Consider the following 16,384-nt stretch of genomic DNA (forward strand, 5'->3'; position numbering starts at 1 on the left):
TCCCCAGCTCTACTTGGTTAGTTTCGGATTATTGCCGCTGTGTCGCCGAATTCTGCGTCTGATGCGCTTAACCAGGCGCGCCACTTTCCAGGCGCGCTTAATACAGTAGCCATAAAGAAAGAAGGCTACCAAAAAGAGAATTAACATCACCCATTCCGGCACAATGCGGGTGTATTCCGCCACGACGCCAACCAGCGCCAGCAGGGCGGCGGCCAGGGTAATCAGGACAAACGCCTGGCGGGAAGTAAACCCGGCGCGCATGATCAAATGATGAATATGCTGACGGTCCGGTGAGAAAGGACTCATGCCTTTGCGCAGGCGGCGATACATAATCGCCACCATGTCCATCAGCGGGATAGCGATAATCCACAGCGCGGTCACCGGGCTAATGGGATGCGTTTTACCTTGCGTGGTTTCCAGCAGGATCCAGATGATGGTGAAGCCAATCATCGTGCTGCCGGCGTCACCCATAAAGACTTTATAGCGGCGGCCGAGGGCGCCAAGATTGAGAAGAATATAGGGTAGAATGGCGGCGATCATCGCGAAACACCACATCGCCAGGCTGTACTGACCATCAAACCAAAGGATAATCCCGGTCGCCGCAAAAGAGACCGATGACAGTCCGCCGAGCAGGCCGTCGATACCATCGACCATGTTGAACGCATTGATAGCGGCCCAGACGGCAAACAGCGTCAGGAAGAAGCCGAAGGGCCCCAGCACCAGTTCCCACGAGCCAAAAATAAAGCCCAAACTACTCAGATGCAGATTCCCTGCCATCATCATAATCACGGCGATCGCGGCCTGAATGACCGCGCGAATTTTCACGCTGATGTCGAAGCGATCGTCAAGCGCGCCAACCAGCACCAATACCCCCGCGCAGGCCAGATACAGCGAGGCGTGAGGAATATAATAATCGGCGATGGCGAAAGTGAAACAGATACCTGCATAAACTGAGATACCACCGACCAACGGAATCAACCCCTGATGCCGTTTGCGATAGTTGGGTTTATCCACTAACCCGATCTTTTTTGCCACTTTCCGCGCGACAAAAATAAAGAGGGTCGTGAATAAGAAAATACTGATTAATTCAGTAATAGCAGTGAGTAAATTCACAACGCATGTGCTCTCAGCATAGTTAATCCGGGAAGTATAGCGATGATGCCCCAACTCCAGAAGGGGAAAAGCAGAACATTACAAATTTATTGTATAGATTTTAGTCTGTTAAAGCTGTCTCCGCCTGCTATCCGGCGCCATTATACGACAACTTTCGTCCCGCTTTCTCTGTCTCTGGATCATACAAACCCCAAAATGAAAACGCCACGCAAAGGCGTGGCGTTTTTGGCTTTTTTTACCTTACGAGCGCTTCATCATATCGAAGAAGTCATCATTCGTCTTGGTCATTGCCAGCTTATTGATGAGGAATTCCATCGCATCAATCTCACCCATCGGATGGATAATTTTGCGCAGGATCCACATTTTCTGCAGCTCTTCCTGAGTGGTAAGCAGCTCTTCTTTACGGGTACCGGAACGGTTGTAGTCGATAGCCGGGAAGACGCGTTTTTCAGCAATCTTACGAGAGAGGTGCAGTTCCATGTTACCGGTGCCTTTAAACTCTTCGTAGATAACTTCGTCCATTTTGGAACCGGTGTCGATCAGCGCCGTGGCGATGATGGTCAGGCTACCGCCCTCCTCGACGTTACGTGCCGCACCAAAGAAACGCTTCGGACGGTGCAGGGCGTTGGCGTCCACACCACCGGTCAACACTTTACCGGAAGCCGGAACCACGGTGTTGTAGGCACGCGCCAGACGGGTAATAGAGTCGAGCAGGATGATAACGTCTTTCTTGTGTTCAACCAGACGTTTCGCTTTCTCAATAACCATCTCGGCAACCTGCACGTGACGGGATGCCGGCTCGTCAAAGGTGGAAGCAACCACTTCACCTTTCACCAGACGCTGCATCTCGGTCACTTCTTCCGGACGTTCGTCGATCAGCAGTACCATCAGGACACAGTCCGGGTGGTTGTATGCGATGCTCTGCGCGATGTTCTGCAGCAGCATGGTTTTACCGGCTTTCGGCGGCGCGACGATCAGACCACGCTGGCCGCGGCCAATCGGGGAGGCCAGATCCAGTACGCGAGCGGTTAAGTCTTCGGTAGAACCGTTACCACGCTCCATACGCAGGCGAGAGTTCGCGTGCAGCGGCGTTAAGTTCTCGAACAGGATCTTGTTACGCGCGTTTTCCGGCTTGTCGTAGTTAACTTCGTTAACTTTCAGCAGCGCAAAGTAACGTTCACCCTCTTTCGGAGGACGAATCTTACCGGAAATGGTGTCACCAGTGCGGAGGTTGAAACGGCGGATTTGGCTGGGGGATACGTAGATGTCGTCAGGGCCGGCGAGGTAGGAGCTGTCTGCGGAGCGGAGGAATCCAAATCCATCCTGCAGTATCTCCAGTACGCCGTCGCCAAAGATATCTTCGCCACTCTTCGAATGCTGCTTGAGGATGGCAAAAATAATATCCTGCTTACGCATACGAGCCAGGTTTTCCAGCCCCATATTTTCGCCGAGAGTAATCAGCTCAGAAACCGGCGTATTCTTTAATTCGGTAAGATTCATAGTGGTGTGGGTTCTTAAACTCGGGGTAAATCTCGAACTTAATGTTGTGAATGGTATGGCAGGAACTTCCATGCCTGTTAACGGCCTTCATCTCGTGTCTGTACGTTGCCTGGTCACAGGAAAGAACGCAGAACTGAAACGACTAGACGGAATGAGTGAAAAGCCCGGAATTATTAGCTTCACGCGCATTTATGCGGGATGCTTCGGGTAAAACAAGATTCAAACAAGGTATGTTTAAAACGAAGTCTGTGGATTAACTTAGCACGACTCCAGCCGGGCGTCCAGAGTTCCGCAAAAAATAGGAATCTGGACGCCGGAACAGCAATTCGCTTACGCCAGGTTAGCGTCGAGGAACTCTTTCAGCTGACCCTTGGACAGGGCGCCAACTTTAGTGGCCGCCACTTCGCCGTTTTTAAACAGCAGCAGGGTTGGGATACCGCGAATGCCGTATTTCGGCGCAGTGCCCGGGTTCTGGTCAATGTTCAGCTTAGCTACGGTCAGTTTGCCCTGATACTCTTCAGCGATCTCATCCAGAATCGGGGCGATCATTTTGCACGGACCACACCACTCTGCCCAGAAATCGACGAGGGTCAGCCCGTCAGCCTTGAGTACGTCCGTGTCAAAACTGTCGTCAGTCAGGTGAATAATTTTATCGCTCATATTTAACTCCACAGGAATAAGCCTGGTGTGTTGGTGTCGTAGCCATCAACGACGCGCTGCGGCTACGTTATGCACGCTATTCTTCAGGATACCTCAATTCTCTGGCCTGCCAACTGGCGCAATCCATCATGGACTCGCCTGTTGACGCCAGGGTGCCCGAACGCGAACTGCATGCTGCAGATTTATCGCTCCCGACTCGCTTAGTAGTCTAAGCTATCCTGGATTCGTTCAGTTACCGTAGACGTACCTTGAATAATTTCGTACACCGCCAACGAAAGGTTGACGTTATTTCACCGGATACGCTTTCTTAATGCAATAGTTAGCTGATATTCTACCACACTATGAGCAAAACACATTTAACAGAACAGAAGTTTTCCGACTTCGCCCTGCACCCGGCAGTCATTGAAGCCCTTGAAAAGAAAGGGTTTCATAATTGCACACCCATTCAGGCCCTCGCCCTTCCGCTGACGCTGGAAGGCCGCGATGTCGCCGGGCAGGCGCAAACCGGTACCGGTAAAACGATGGCGTTCCTGACGTCAACGTTTCATTATCTTCTCTCTCACCCGGCTATCGCCGATCGCCAGGTTAACCAACCGCGCGCGCTGATTATGGCGCCGACGCGTGAACTGGCGGTACAGATCCACGCCGACGCTGAGCCACTGGCGCAGGCCACCGGTCTGAAGCTGGGTCTGGCTTACGGCGGCGACGGCTACGATAAGCAGTTGAAAGTGCTGGAAAGCGGCGTCGATATTCTGATCGGCACCACTGGTCGTCTGATCGATTACGCGAAGCAGAACCACATTAACCTCGGCGCCATTCAGGTTGTCGTGCTGGACGAAGCCGATCGCATGTACGATCTCGGCTTTATTAAAGATATCCGCTGGCTGTTCCGCCGCATGCCGCCGGCCACTCAGCGCCTGAACATGCTGTTCTCCGCGACCCTTTCTTATCGCGTCCGCGAACTGGCGTTCGAACAAATGAATAACGCCGAGTACGTTGAAGTCGAGCCGGAACAGAAGACAGGCCACCGTATTAAAGAAGAGCTCTTCTACCCTTCCAATGAAGAAAAAATGCGCCTGCTGCAGACGCTGCTGGAAGAAGAGTGGCCCGATCGCGCCATCGTTTTCGCCAATACCAAGCACCGTTGCGAAGATATCTGGGGCCATCTCGCCGCCGACGGCCATCGCGTAGGTCTGCTGACCGGCGACGTGGCGCAGAAAAAACGTCTGCGCATTCTCGAAGAATTTACCCGTGGCGACCTCGATATTCTGGTCGCGACCGATGTTGCCGCCCGTGGCTTACATATTCCGGCCGTGACTCACGTCTTTAACTACGATCTGCCGGACGACTGCGAAGATTACGTTCACCGCATCGGCCGTACCGGTCGCGCTGGCGCCAGCGGTCACTCCATTAGCCTCGCCTGCGAAGAGTATGCGCTGAATCTGCCGGCGATCGAAACCTATATTGGTCACTCAATTCCGGTCAGTAAGTACAACCCGGACGCGCTGATGACCGACCTGCCTAAGCCGCTGCGTCTGACCCGTGCGCGCCCAGGCAACGGCCCGCGCCGTAACGGTCCACCGCGCAATCGTCGTCGTTCAGGTTAAGAGATCTATGCCATACGCTCAGTCATTCAGAATCTGCCAGGGCGACCTTCCTCTGGCGACCCGCTCAGTGATGTGGATCGGGCCTAAGCGCCCCACCGACCAGGGAGCCTTCTGAACGATGAAGAGTATGAGCTCCACCTCGCTATATGCCGCCATTGATTTGGGCTCCAATAGTTTCCATATGTTGGTGGTGCGCGAGGTGGCGGGCAGCATCCAGACGCTGAGCCGCATTAAGCGTAAGGTTCGACTGGCCGCCGGCCTGAATAGCGACAACACCCTCTCCGCAGAAGCGATGGAACGGGGCTGGCAGTGCTTACGCCTGTTTGCCGAGCGCCTGCAGGATATTCCGCCGACGCAAATCCGCGTCGTGGCCACCGCCACGCTGCGTCTTGCCGTCAATGCGGGGGAGTTTCTGGCGAAAGCGCAGGAGATCCTCGGCACTCCAGTGCAAGTGATCAGCGGCGAAGAAGAAGCGCGCCTGATTTACCAGGGTGTCGCCCACACCACCGGCGGCGCCGATCAGCGCCTGGTGGTCGATATCGGCGGCGCCAGCACCGAGCTGGTGACCGGGACCGGCGCACAAACAACCTCGCTGTTTAGCCTGTCGATGGGCTGTGTCACCTGGCTTGAACGCTATTTTGCCGACCGTAGTCTGACGAAAGAGAATTTCGATCTCGCCGAAGCGGCTGCGCGCGAGGTACTACTGCCCGTCGCCGATGTGCTGCGCTATCACGGATGGAAAGTGTGCGTTGGCGCCTCCGGCACCGTTCAGGCTCTGCAGGAAATTATGATGGCGCAGGGGATGGATGAACGAATCACCCTCGCCAAACTCCAGCAGCTTAAACAGCGCGCTATCCAGTGCGGACGTCTGGAAGAGCTGGAGATCGAAGGCTTAACCCTTGAGCGGGCGCTGGTGTTTCCTAGCGGGCTGGCGATCCTGATCGCTATCTTCAGCGAACTGAATATTCAGTGTATGACCCTCGCGGGCGGCGCGTTACGCGAAGGCCTGGTGTACGGCATGCTGCATCTCTCCGTTGAGCAGGACATCCGCAGCCGCACGCTGCGTAATATTCAGCGTCGTTTTATGATCGACACCGAACAGGCCCAGCGCGTCGGCGGCCTTGCCAGTCATCTGCTCAGTCAGTTGGATGGCAGCTGGGAGCTGGATCCGCTAAGCCGTGATTTACTCCTTAGCGCCTGTGCGCTGCATGAGATTGGGCTGAGCGTGGATTTTAAGCGCGCGCCGCAGCACGCCGCCTATCTGGTCAATAACCTCGACCTGCCGGGCTTTACCCCGGCGCAGAAGAAGCTGATTGCCACGCTGCTCCTTAACCAGACTAACGCTATCGACCTCTCTTCGCTTCATCAACAGAATGCCGTCCCGCCGCGGGTGGCTGAGCATCTGTGTCGTCTGCTGCGACTGGCAATCCTGTTTGCCAGCCGGCGGCGCGACGATCTGTTGCCCGCCATTCAGCTGACCGCTCAAGACGAACAACTGACGCTGATATTGCCGGGAAACTGGCTGGATGAACATCCGCTGGGTCGGGAGATGGTCGATCAGGAGTGTCAGTGGCAAAGCTACGTCCACTGGATACTTCGGGTCGCCAGCGGCGATACGCTGAAATAATATCCAGCCAGGAGGGCGGATGCGGGAAGAACTGGATTTCAAATCGCTACGCTTTTTCTCTGCGCTCTACCGCTTGGGCAATGTTTCCCCAGCAGCGGACGCGCTCGATATCAGCCAGCCCACCGGCAGCCTTTTGCTGAAAAAACTACGAGATCATTTTGCTGACCCGCTGTTTGTCCGGGTCGGGCAGCGGATGATCCCGACGCCGCGAGCGGACGCGATCGCCCCCACCATCTCGACTCTTCTCCAGCTTGCCGATAACGATTTAGCGGTCAAACCTGAATTTCTTCCCCAGCAGAGCCAGCGTAATTTTACGATCGGTATGACCGATATCAGCCAAATGACGCTGCTGCCTTTATTGCAAATTGCGCTCCAGCAGCAGGCGGCGGACGGGATCACCTTTACGGTACAGAATCTGGATGAGCAGACCCTCAACGCCCTCGAATCCGGGAAATGCGATCTCGCGATCGGCTATCTGACGCAGCTTCCGGAAAGCGTCTACCAGCAACATCTCTTCGATCAATCATATGTCTGCCTGGCTGCGGAAAACCATCCTCGCATTCGCGCACAGCTCCGCGCCGAAGACTGGCGCCAGGAAAAGCATCTGGCGATCCGCGTGGAGGGGACTGCCCATGGCGATATGGATAAGCTGCTTGATGAGCACCACATGCCCCGGCGCATTGCGCTAACGTTACCAAGTTTTTTAGGTACCGGTGAGCTGGTGGCCGAAAGCGATATGATTGCCGCCGTCCCGGAACAGGTGGCGCGGCATATCACCCGGCGCTATCCCTGCCGCAGCTGGCCGCTGCCTTTTCCCCTCGCCAAAATCGCCATCCGTCAGGTCTGGCATCAGCGGCTGCACCGCGATCCCGGACATATCTGGCTACGCTCGCTGATCGCTACGCTTGCCGATCCCGCACAGCAGAGTACTTCTATTAAAATCTAAGTAACAAAATACGCCCGTGTATTGGTTTTATTAATAACCCCTATTACGTTTGGTTTATTGCTGGTAATACGTGAAAGCTTTTATTCTCCTCGCATCAAGCCACACTGACTCATATCGCAAGGAAAATATCATGCGCGGAAAAATTGCTTTAGAAGAACACGTATCCACTCCTGAAAATAACCGTCTGTGGGATTCATCTGGTGAAGCAGGTCGTAACGGCACAGAATATATGAAAGATGTTGAACGCCGCCTGCTGGATCGCAGCACTCAGCTGGAAGAAATGGCGCAGCGTCATATTGATCATGTAATTCTTTCTCTGACTTCACCTGGCGCCCAGTCTATTTTAGATAAAGCCAAAGCCGTCTCTTTTGCCCGCGATACCAACGATTTTATCGTTGAGAATTATGTTAAGCCAAATCCGGACAAATTCAGCGCCTTCGCCACCCTGGCATTGCAGAACCCGGAAGCCGCGGCGGAAGAGCTGGAGCGCGCCGTGAAAAAGTTAGGCATGAAAGGTGCGCTGATCAACGGCTACACCAACGTTAAAGATAGCGAGCATGGCCTGTATCTTGATGACGAATCCATGCTGGTATTCTGGGATAAGGTCAACGAGCTGAACGTGCCTGTCTATCTGCATCCTCGTGAACCGCTGGAAGGCCCGGCGCGCGGCATCTATACCGGTTACGAAAGCCTGATCGGCTCTGCCTGGGGCTTCGCTCAGGAAACGGCAGTGCATGCTATTCGTCTGATGATGAGCGGTCTGTTCGATCGTTATCCTAACCTCAATCTGGTGCTGGGTCACCTCGGCGAAGGGCTGGTACATATGCTGCCGCGCACTCAACATCGTCTTTATCGTCAGCGTTTCGGCTGCGGTCTGGGTAAAGCGGAAAAACCGTTAATGCACTACCTGCAGAATAACTTCATCGTTACCACCAGCGGCCATTTCAATACCCATTCACTGAATAATGCTATTGAAGTCATGGGCGCCGATCGCGTGATGTTCTCTGTCGATTATCCGTATGAAGATATTCATCAGGCCTGCGACTGGTTTGATCCTTTAGAACTTGAAGCAGGCCTGAAAGAGAAAATCGCCTGGGGTAATGCCAGCCGCGTATTTAACATTAAATAATTAATTTAAATATTTCAGGGCCTGTATATTCAGGCCCTGATTTTTATTAGGGAAAATAAATTATGGCTATAGGTATATTTGTCTGTAGCGGCTCGCTTCTCGTTGGTGCGCTGGCGGGCGCTTCACTGAATCGTTTTATTCCGGAACATTTCAAAAAAACCTTACCGTTGATCGCCGGACTGATCTCAATCAGTATGGGCATATTCTTTGTCAATAAATTACATAACCTGCCGCCGATTGCCCTGGCTATTATTGTCGGCACGATTATCGGCGGCTTGTTGAATATTGAAAAATGGATTGAACGAGCCGGAACAACGCTGCGCAGCCCCATTGAACGTATCTTTCCGGCGCAGTCCAGCGCCAGCGTCGGTGCGGAAGATTTTATGAATCAGTTTATCGCCGTGCTGATCCTGTTCTGCGCCAGCGGTACCGGCATCTTCGGCGCCTTAACCGAAGGGATGACCGGCGACCCGACCATTCTGCTGACCAAGTCGATCCTCGACTTTTTTACTGCCGCGATTTTCGCCTCCACGCTGGGGTATATCATCACCGTGATCTTTATTCCCCAGCTAATTGTTTTCGTTATCCTGTTTTTCGCGGCAACCTTTATCATGGCGTTAATCAATCCGTCGATGATCGCCGACTTCACCGCCTGCGGCGGCATCATTATGCTGGCGACCGGTTTCCGTCTGTGCGGGATCCGTGCCTTCCCTACCGCCAATATGCTGCCCTCGCTAATACTGGTGATGCCCTTCTCCGCCGCCTGGCAGCAGTTTATCGCCTGAGACGCTAAGCTTTTTTCGCCTTTGCCAGCATCGCCCGAATATTAGCGACGTTGGCCTGGCCTTTTTGCATCCGCTCTTCAGGCGTAATGGTTTTGCGTGCCTGCTCCCAGATAAGGTCGTCCTGAGGGAGCTCCAGCAGAAAACGACTCGGTTCAGGACGCACCAGCTCGCCATATTGCCGGCGCTCCTTACAGAGCGTAAAGGTCAGCTCTTTCTGCGCACGGGTGATGCCAACGTAGGCTAACCGTCGCTCTTCATCGACGTTATCTTCATCAATGCTGCTTTGGTGCGGCAGCAATCCCTCTTCCATTCCCACCAGATAAACGTAGGGGAACTCCAGCCCCTTTGACGCATGGAGAGTCATCAGCTGCACCTGATCCAGCTCTTCATCCGATTCGCCGCGCTCCATCATGTCGCGCAGGGTAAAGCGGGTGACCACCTGGGTCAGGGTCATCGGCTCATCGATTTCGCTGCCTTCCAGCATCTCGGTCATCCAGGTAAACAGCTGGTTGACGTTTTTCATGCGCATTTCCGCGGCTTTCGGGCTGGGCGAGGTTTCATATAGCCAGGATTCGTAGTCGATCCCGCGAATCAAATCGCGCACGGCGTTGACCGGCTCGCGTTCGGCCAGCTGCTGGATCTCGCGTAGCCAGTGGGTGAAGCGGGTGAGGGATTCATAGCCGCGCCCGGTCAGCGTCTGGCTGAGACCCATATCAAAGCTGGCGGTGAACAATCCTTTGTTGCGGCCCATCGCCCACTCACCGAGCTTTTGCAGCGTCGCCGGGCCGATCTCGCGCTTCGGCGTGTTGACGATACGCAGGAAGGCGCTGTCGTCGTCCGGGTTGGTCAGCACGCGCAGATAGGCCAGCAGATCTTTAATTTCCGGACGCGAAAAGAACGACGTGCCGCCGGAGATTTTGTACGGGATGCGGTTCTGCATCAGCATCTTTTCAAAGACCCGCGACTGGTGATTGCCGCGATAAAGGATCGCGTAGTCTTTGTAATTGGTTTTATTAATGAAGTGGTGGGCGATCAGCTCCCCGGCCACGCGCTCCGCTTCATGATCTTCATTGTTGGCGGAGAGCACTTTCAGCTCTGCGCCATATCCCAGTTCGGAGAACAGCCGCTTTTCAAAGACGTGAGGGTTATTGGCGATCAAAATGTTGGCGGCTTTCAGAATACGCCCGGATGAGCGGTAGTTCTGCTCAAGCTTGATCACCTGCAGCGCCGGGAAGTCCTGGCTGAGCAGCACCAGGTTCTGCGGCCGCGCGCCGCGCCAGGAGTAGATCGACTGGTCGTCATCGCCCACCACGGTAAAGCGCGCCCGCTGACCCACCAGCAGTTTCACCAGCTCATACTGGCTGGTATTGGTATCCTGATACTCATCTACCAGCAGGTAGCGGATCTTATTTTGCCAGCGCTCGCGCACCTCCTCGTTGCGCTGCAGCAGCAGCGTTGGCAGCAGGATCAGATCGTCAAAATCGAGAACATTGCAGGCCTTCATGTGCGCGTCGTATAGCCCATAGCAGTGGGCGAAAATACGATCCCGTTCGCCTTTCGCGCCAGCGGCGGCCTGCGCCGGGGTTTTTAGATCGTTTTTCCAGTTGGAGATCGTCGAGATCAGCTGCTGAAGCACCACTTTGTCATCTTCGATCAACCCTTCGGTCAGTTCCTTAAGCAGCGCCACCTGGTCGGTATCGTCGAATAAGGAAAAGTTAGACTTCATACCCAGCGCAGCGTATTCGCGCTTAATGATATCCAGCCCCAAAGTGTGGAAGGTGGAAATCATCAGCCCACGCGCCTCTTTGCGCCCCAGCGTTTGCCCAACACGCTCTTTCATCTCGCGCGCGGCTTTGTTGGTAAAGGTCACGGCCGCGATATGGCGCGCCTGATAGCCGCAGCCGCGGATCAGGTGGGCGATTTTATTCGTAATAACGCGGGTCTTACCGGAACCGGCGCCCGCCAGCACCAGGCACGGTCCGGTGACGAATTCGACGGCTTGTTGTTGGCCAGGGTTTAAACGCATGGGAGTCTTGCTCAATCTTCGAACGGGGTGGGGATTGTAGCAGAAAGCGGAGCCGAGATTTACTGACTGATGGTAAAGTGTCAGCCACGCAAACCATCCTGAGAATGATGTCATGGCAAAAAGCGCAGCGGCCCTGCATATCCTGGTCAAAGAAGAGAAACTGGCGCTGGAGATCCTCGCCAAACTGGAGCGGGGCGTCAGCTTCGATCATCTGGCGAAACGCTATTCTAAATGTCCGTCTGGCCGCAACGGCGGCGACTTAGGCGAGTTTCAGCAAGGCGCGATGGTCGGTCCGTTTGATCAAGCCGTCTTCAGCTGTCCGCTGCTCAAACCCTATGGCCCGGTGAAAACCAAATTCGGCTACCACATCATCAAGGTGCTGTATCGCCGCTAGCGCGTGATACTATGGCGCCCTGATTTATCCCAACTCACTCAAGGCGCAATCATGGCTAAAACCGCGGCAGCACTGCATATCCTGGTAAAAGAAGAGAAACTGGCGCTCGATCTGCTCGAGCAGCTCAAAAACGGCGCCGATTTCGGCAAGCTGGCAAAGAAACACTCCATTTGTCCGTCAGGCAAACGCGGCGGCGATCTGGGTGAGTTCCGCCAGGGCCAGATGGTACCAGCCTTCGATAAAGTGGTCTTCTCCTGCCCTGAACTGGAGCCAACCGGCCCGCTGCATACCCAGTTCGGCTACCACATCATCAAAGTGCTGTACCGGAAATAATAAAAAAACCCGGGGATCTTAATCTCCGGGTTTTTGCCTGATGGCGCTTCGCTTATCAGGCCTACTAAACAAATCCATGCCTCTATGGATTTCGGCTTGCCGGAAGGCGGCAAGGAAGTACATCCCCAGGAACAAAGATTACTATGTGACTGGGGTGTACGTACCGTAGCCAACGCATCGGCAAGTCGAAAGACGACGAGGAATTAGCCGGCTACCGCGATACGCTTCATATCAGTCATATAACCGCGCAGTTTCTTACCAACCTGCTCGATAGCGTGGCTGCGAATCGCTTCGTTCACATCGCGCAGCTGCGCGTTATCTACCGCGCCTTCGGCAATCGCTGTGCCCAGGTCGCCGGTCTGCAGGGTGGTCATGAACTCTTTCAGCAGCGGTACGCAAGCGTAAGAGAACAGGTAGTTACCATATTCAGCGGTATCGGAAATAACCACGTTCATCTCATACAGACGCTTACGGGCGATGGTGTTGGCGATAAGCGGCAGCTCATGCAGTGATTCGTAGTAAGCAGACTCTTCGATGATGCCGGAGGCCACCATGGTTTCGAAGGCCAGCTCAACGCCCGCTTTCACCATCGCGATCATCAGAACGCCTTTATCGAAGTACTCCTGCTCGCCGATTTTGCCTTCATATTGCGGCGCGGTTTCGAAGGCGGTTTTGCCGGTCTCTTCACGCCAGGTCAGCAGTTTCTTATCATCATTCGCCCAGTCCGCCATCATGCCGGAGGAGAATTCGCCGGAGATAATGTCGTCCATGTGTTTCTGGAACAGCGGCGCCATGATCTCTTTCAGCTGCTCGGACAGCGCATAAGCGCGCAGTTTCGCCGGGTTGGAGAGGCGATCCATCATCAGGGTGATGCCGCCCTGCTTCAGCGCTTCGGTGATGGTTTCCCAGCCGAACTGAATCAGTTTTTCTGCATACGCCGGATCGGTACCTTCCGCCACCAGCTTGTCGAAGCACAGCAGAGAACCCGCCTGCAGCATGCCGCAAAGGATGGTTTGCTCGCCCATCAGGTCAGATTTCACTTCCGCCACGAAGGAAGATTCCAGCACGCCCGCGCGGTGGCCGCCTGTCGCCGCAGCCCATGCTTTGGCAATCGCCATGCCTTCGCCTTTCGGGTCGTTTTCCGGGTGTACCGCGATAAGCGTCGGTACGCCGAAACCGCGTTTGTACTCTTCACGCACTTCGGTGCCCGGGCACTTCGGCGCCACCATCACCACGGTGATGTCTTTACGGATCTGCTCGCCCACTTCCACGATGTTGAAGCCGTGGGAGTAACCCAGCGCTGCGCCGTCTTTCATCAGCGGCTGTACGGAGCGCACAACGTCTGAGTGCTGTTTGTCCGGCGTCAGGTTAACCACCAGGTCGGCCTGCGGGATCAGCTCTTCATAAGTGCCGACTTTGAAGCCGTTTTCAGTCGCTTTACGCCAGGAGGCGCGCTTCTCAGCGATCGCTTCTTTACGCAGCGCATAGGAGATATCCAGGCCGGAGTCACGCATGTTCAGACCCTGGTTCAGGCCCTGCGCGCCGCAGCCGACGATGACCACTTTTTTACCCTGAAGGTAGCTTGCGCCATCGGCGAATTCGTCGCGCGCCATAAAGCGGCATTTGCCCAGCTGTGCCAGCTGCTGGCGCAGGTTCAGTGTATTAAAGTAGTTAGCCATGTCTGTAACTCCGTGATGTTGTGTCGTGCTTATTGTTCGGTTCGCTTTTGCGAGAATGAACTTACTATATGACAGGAATTTTATTGCGGAAATTGATATATTCACAACGTCACGTTGCATTTTATGAAATACAAAACCGGGGAGTACGCGCCGTGGATTTACGCGATCTGAAAACCTTTCTGCATCTGGCGGAAAGCCGCCATTTTGGCCGCAGCGCGCGGGCCATGCACGTCAGCCCGTCGACGCTTTCGCGCCAGATCCAACGCCTGGAAGAGGACCTCGGCCAGCCGCTGTTCGTGCGAGATAATCGCACGGTGACCCTTACCGAAGCCGGGGAAGAGTTACGTACCTTTGCCCAACAGACTTTATTGCAGTATCAGCAGCTTCGTCACGTCATCGATCAGCAGGGCCCTTCGCTCTCCGGCGAGCTGCATATCTTCTGCTCCGTCACCGCCGCCTATAGCCATCTGCCGCCGATCCTCGACCGCTTTCGCGCCGCGCACCCCTCGGTGGAGATCAAGCTCTCGACCGGCGACGCCGCCGACGCTATGGAGAAGGTCGTCACCGGCGAAGCCGACCTGGCGATTGCCGGTAAGCCGGAGACTCTGCCAGGGTCGGTGGCGTTTTCGATGCTGGAGAACCTCGCCGTGGTGTTAATTGCCCCGGCCCTTCCCTGCCCGGTGCGCAACCAGGTGACCGTCGAGCGCCCCGACTGGTCGACAGTGCCCTTTATCATGGCCGACCAGGGGCCGGTACGTCGGCGCATCGAGCTGTGGTTTCGGCGGCATAAAATCAGCAATCCGTCGATCTACGCCACCGTCGGCGGGCACGAAGCGATGGTGTCGATGGTCGCCCTGGGATGCGGCGTGGCGCTGCTGCCGGAAGTGGTGCTGGAGAACAGTCCGGAGCCGGTACGCAACAGGGTGATGATCCTGGAGCGCAGTGATGAGCAAACGCCGTTTGAGCTGGGTGTTTGCGCACAAAAAAAGCGGCTGCATGAGCCGCTTATTGATGCTTTCTGGAAAATTCTTCCCAACCACTAACCCGCGAGGAAAAAGCGGAATGCCGGGTTATGCGTTTCGTCGTGGCACTCATAGCCCAGCTCATTGAGACGAGTTTCAAAGTCCGGCTCGTGCTCGCCCAACTCGAAGGCCGCCAGTACCCGACCATAGTCAGTGCCGTGGCTGCGGTAGTGGAACAATGAAATATTCCAGTGGGTGCCAAGGGTATGCAGGAATTTCAGCAGCGCCCCCGGCGATTCCGGAAACTCGAAGCTGAACAGCCGCTCCTGCAGCGCTTTTGACGGCCGGCCGCCGACCATATAGCGCACATGCAGCTTAGCCATCTCATCATCAGAGAGATCCACCACGCTGTAGCCGCCGTCGTTCAGTAACTGGAGGATCTCTTTGCGCTCTTCCAGGCCACGACTCAGGCGTACCCCGACAAAAATACAGGCGTCTTTGGCATCGGCAAAGCGGTAGTTGAACTCCGTCACCGAGCGGCCCCCCAGTAGCTGGCAAAACTTCAAAAAGCTACCTTTCTCTTCCGGGATCGTCACCGCCAGCAGCGCTTCGCGCTGTTCCCCGAGCTCGCAGCGCTCGGACACGTAGCGCAGGCCGTGGAAGTTGACGTTGGCCCCGGACAGAATATGAGCCAGACGCTCGCCGCGGATGTTATGCTGGGCGATATACTTTTTCATCCCCGCCAGCGCCAGCGCGCCGGAAGGCTCCGCCACCGCCCGCACATCTTCGAACAGATCCTTCATCGCCGCGCAGATAGCATCGCTATCGACGGTGATGATATCGTCCAGATACTCCTGGCATAAACGGAACGTTTCATCGCCGATGCGTTTGACCGCCACGCCTTCGGCAAACAAGCCGACGCGCGGCAGATCCACCGGATGGCCTGCGTCCAGCGCCGCCTTCAGGCAAGCAGAATCTTCCGCCTCCACCGCGATCACTTTGATCTGCGGCATCAGCTGCTTGATCAGCACCGCCACGCCCGCTGCCAGACCGCCGCCGCCCACCGGGACGAATACGCGGTCAATATGGGCATCCTGCTGCAGCAGCTCCAGCGCCAGGGTTCCCTGTCCGGCGATGACCATCGGGTGATCGAACGGCGGCACCCAGGTAAAACCCTGCTGTTGCGCCAGCTCAATCGCTCTCGCCTTCGCTTCGTCAAAGTTGGCGCCGTGCAGCAGCACTTCGCCGCCAAAGCCGCGAACGGCATCGACTTTGATATCGGCGGTCGCTACCGGCATCACGATCAGCGCCTTAACGCCCAGCCGCGATGCGGAAAACGCCACTCCCTGGGCATGGTTGCCCGCCGAAGCGGTGATCACCCCGTGGGATTTCTGTTCGGCAGTCAGGCTGGACATCATCGCGTAAGCGCCGCGCAGCTTAAAGCTGTGTACCGGCTGGCGATCTTCACGCTTCACCAGAATAACGTTATCCAGCCGCGACGAGAGCTTATCCATTTTTTGCAGCGGCGTTTTCTGCACCGCTTCATAAACCGGCGCGCGCAGCACTGCTCGCAGGTACTCGGCGCCCTCAGGGGCGCCGGACAAGGGTTGTGAATCCGCCATG

General features: G+C 55.5%; 14 protein-coding genes. 8 read left to right on the forward strand and 6 right to left on the reverse strand.

Going from position 1 to position 16,384, the window contains the following annotated elements; translation table 11 throughout:
* Positions 1-9 precede the first annotated feature (9 nt).
* The 3 genes from wecA to trxA form a co-directional block, all read right to left on the reverse strand.
* Positions 10-1,113 carry a UDP-N-acetylglucosamine--undecaprenyl-phosphate N-acetylglucosaminephosphotransferase gene (wecA, locus tag AB1E37_RS24650; protein ID WP_002883295.1) on the reverse strand — a complete coding sequence of 368 codons (1,104 nt, stop codon included), beginning with the start codon at positions 1,111-1,113 and terminating at the stop codon, positions 10-12.
* 240 nt (positions 1,114-1,353) lie between these two features.
* On the reverse strand, positions 1,354-2,613 hold the full coding sequence (gene rho / locus AB1E37_RS24655; protein WP_002883293.1) for a transcription termination factor Rho: 1,260 nt from the start codon (positions 2,611-2,613) through the stop codon (positions 1,354-1,356).
* A gap of 330 nt (positions 2,614-2,943) precedes the next feature.
* Entirely contained in the window at positions 2,944-3,273 is a 330-nt protein-coding gene (gene trxA / locus AB1E37_RS24660) for a thioredoxin TrxA (protein ID WP_002883224.1), read from the reverse strand.
* A 341-nt stretch (positions 3,274-3,614) separates the two neighbouring features.
* Here trxA and rhlB point away from each other — a divergent pair, with 341 nt between their 5' ends.
* From rhlB to AB1E37_RS24685, 5 genes are all read left to right on the forward strand, one after another.
* On the forward strand, positions 3,615-4,880 hold the full coding sequence (gene rhlB, locus AB1E37_RS24665) for an ATP-dependent RNA helicase RhlB (RefSeq protein ID WP_002883222.1): 1,266 nt from the start codon (positions 3,615-3,617) through the stop codon (positions 4,878-4,880).
* A gap of 118 nt (positions 4,881-4,998) precedes the next feature.
* On the forward strand, positions 4,999-6,507 hold the full coding sequence (gene gppA, locus AB1E37_RS24670; RefSeq protein WP_004150419.1) for a guanosine-5'-triphosphate,3'-diphosphate diphosphatase: 1,509 nt from the start codon (positions 4,999-5,001) through the stop codon (positions 6,505-6,507).
* Positions 6,508-6,526: 19 nt separating this feature from the next.
* Complete coding sequence (locus AB1E37_RS24675) at positions 6,527-7,453, forward strand: LysR family transcriptional regulator (RefSeq protein WP_032448334.1); 927 nt, start codon at positions 6,527-6,529, stop codon at positions 7,451-7,453.
* Positions 7,454-7,583: 130 nt separating this feature from the next.
* On the forward strand, positions 7,584-8,582 hold the full coding sequence (locus AB1E37_RS24680; protein ID WP_004901827.1) for an amidohydrolase family protein: 999 nt from the start codon (positions 7,584-7,586) through the stop codon (positions 8,580-8,582).
* 62 nt (positions 8,583-8,644) lie between these two features.
* Positions 8,645-9,367 (forward strand): DUF554 domain-containing protein, encoded by a 723-nt coding sequence (locus AB1E37_RS24685; RefSeq protein WP_002883185.1) that lies wholly within the window; start codon positions 8,645-8,647, stop codon positions 9,365-9,367.
* Between the two features lie 4 nt (positions 9,368-9,371).
* On the opposite strand, the gene rep is transcribed toward AB1E37_RS24685, so the two are convergent.
* Positions 9,372-11,393 carry a DNA helicase Rep gene (gene rep / locus AB1E37_RS24690; RefSeq protein WP_004181641.1) on the reverse strand — a complete coding sequence of 674 codons (2,022 nt, stop codon included), beginning with the start codon at positions 11,391-11,393 and terminating at the stop codon, positions 9,372-9,374.
* A 112-nt stretch (positions 11,394-11,505) separates the two neighbouring features.
* Here rep and ppiC (AB1E37_RS24695) point away from each other — a divergent pair, with 112 nt between their 5' ends.
* Positions 11,506-11,787: a peptidylprolyl isomerase PpiC gene (gene ppiC, locus AB1E37_RS24695; protein ID WP_002883181.1), complete on the forward strand. Its 282-nt coding sequence runs from the start codon at positions 11,506-11,508 to the stop codon at positions 11,785-11,787.
* 51 nt (positions 11,788-11,838) lie between these two features.
* A complete protein-coding gene (ppiC, locus tag AB1E37_RS24700) occupies positions 11,839-12,120 on the forward strand; it encodes a peptidylprolyl isomerase PpiC (RefSeq protein WP_002883180.1) in 282 nt (93 codons plus the stop codon).
* Between the two features lie 203 nt (positions 12,121-12,323).
* Here the strand turns inward: ppiC (AB1E37_RS24700) and ilvC are convergent, their stop codons facing one another.
* The gene (ilvC, locus tag AB1E37_RS24705) at positions 12,324-13,799 is read right to left on the reverse strand and encodes a ketol-acid reductoisomerase (RefSeq protein WP_002883178.1); all 1,476 of its coding nucleotides are present in this window, start codon (positions 13,797-13,799) and stop codon (positions 12,324-12,326) included.
* A 152-nt stretch (positions 13,800-13,951) separates the two neighbouring features.
* Between ilvC and ilvY the strand changes: the two genes are divergently transcribed.
* On the forward strand, positions 13,952-14,842 hold the full coding sequence (gene ilvY / locus AB1E37_RS24710) for an HTH-type transcriptional activator IlvY (protein WP_002883176.1): 891 nt from the start codon (positions 13,952-13,954) through the stop codon (positions 14,840-14,842).
* Here ilvY and ilvA read toward each other — a convergent pair.
* Positions 14,839-16,383: a threonine ammonia-lyase, biosynthetic gene (gene ilvA / locus AB1E37_RS24715; protein WP_002883174.1), complete on the reverse strand. Its 1,545-nt coding sequence runs from the start codon at positions 16,381-16,383 to the stop codon at positions 14,839-14,841. The two genes, ilvY and ilvA, sit on opposite strands and share 4 nt — an antisense overlap.
* Between the last annotated feature and the right edge of the window lies 1 nt (position 16,384).

Source organism: Klebsiella sp. Shm-1 (genome assembly GCF_040804525.1).
Taxonomy (GTDB): domain Bacteria; phylum Pseudomonadota; class Gammaproteobacteria; order Enterobacterales; family Enterobacteriaceae; genus Klebsiella; species Klebsiella pneumoniae.

What these genes read in the sequence shown, in the direction of transcription:
- rho (WP_002883293.1), bottom strand. Translation starts at nt 2,613, where the DNA reads ATGAATCTTACCGAATTAAAGAATACGCCGGTTTCTGAGCTGATTACT.
- trxA (WP_002883224.1), bottom strand. Translation starts at nt 3,273, where the DNA reads ATGAGCGATAAAATTATTCACCTGACTGACGACAGTTTTGACACGGAC.
- rhlB (WP_002883222.1), top strand. Translation starts at nt 3,615, where the DNA reads ATGAGCAAAACACATTTAACAGAACAGAAGTTTTCCGACTTCGCCCTG.
- gppA (WP_004150419.1), top strand. Translation starts at nt 4,999, where the DNA reads ATGAAGAGTATGAGCTCCACCTCGCTATATGCCGCCATTGATTTGGGC.
- AB1E37_RS24675 (WP_032448334.1), top strand. Translation starts at nt 6,527, where the DNA reads ATGCGGGAAGAACTGGATTTCAAATCGCTACGCTTTTTCTCTGCGCTC.
- AB1E37_RS24680 (WP_004901827.1), top strand. Translation starts at nt 7,584, where the DNA reads ATGCGCGGAAAAATTGCTTTAGAAGAACACGTATCCACTCCTGAAAAT.
- AB1E37_RS24685 (WP_002883185.1), top strand. Translation starts at nt 8,645, where the DNA reads ATGGCTATAGGTATATTTGTCTGTAGCGGCTCGCTTCTCGTTGGTGCG.
- rep (WP_004181641.1), bottom strand. Translation starts at nt 11,393, where the DNA reads ATGCGTTTAAACCCTGGCCAACAACAAGCCGTCGAATTCGTCACCGGA.
- ppiC (WP_002883181.1), top strand. Translation starts at nt 11,506, where the DNA reads ATGGCAAAAAGCGCAGCGGCCCTGCATATCCTGGTCAAAGAAGAGAAA.
- ppiC (WP_002883180.1), top strand. Translation starts at nt 11,839, where the DNA reads ATGGCTAAAACCGCGGCAGCACTGCATATCCTGGTAAAAGAAGAGAAA.
- ilvC (WP_002883178.1), bottom strand. Translation starts at nt 13,799, where the DNA reads ATGGCTAACTACTTTAATACACTGAACCTGCGCCAGCAGCTGGCACAG.
- ilvA (WP_002883174.1), bottom strand. Translation starts at nt 16,383, where the DNA reads ATGGCGGATTCACAACCCTTGTCCGGCGCCCCTGAGGGCGCCGAGTAC.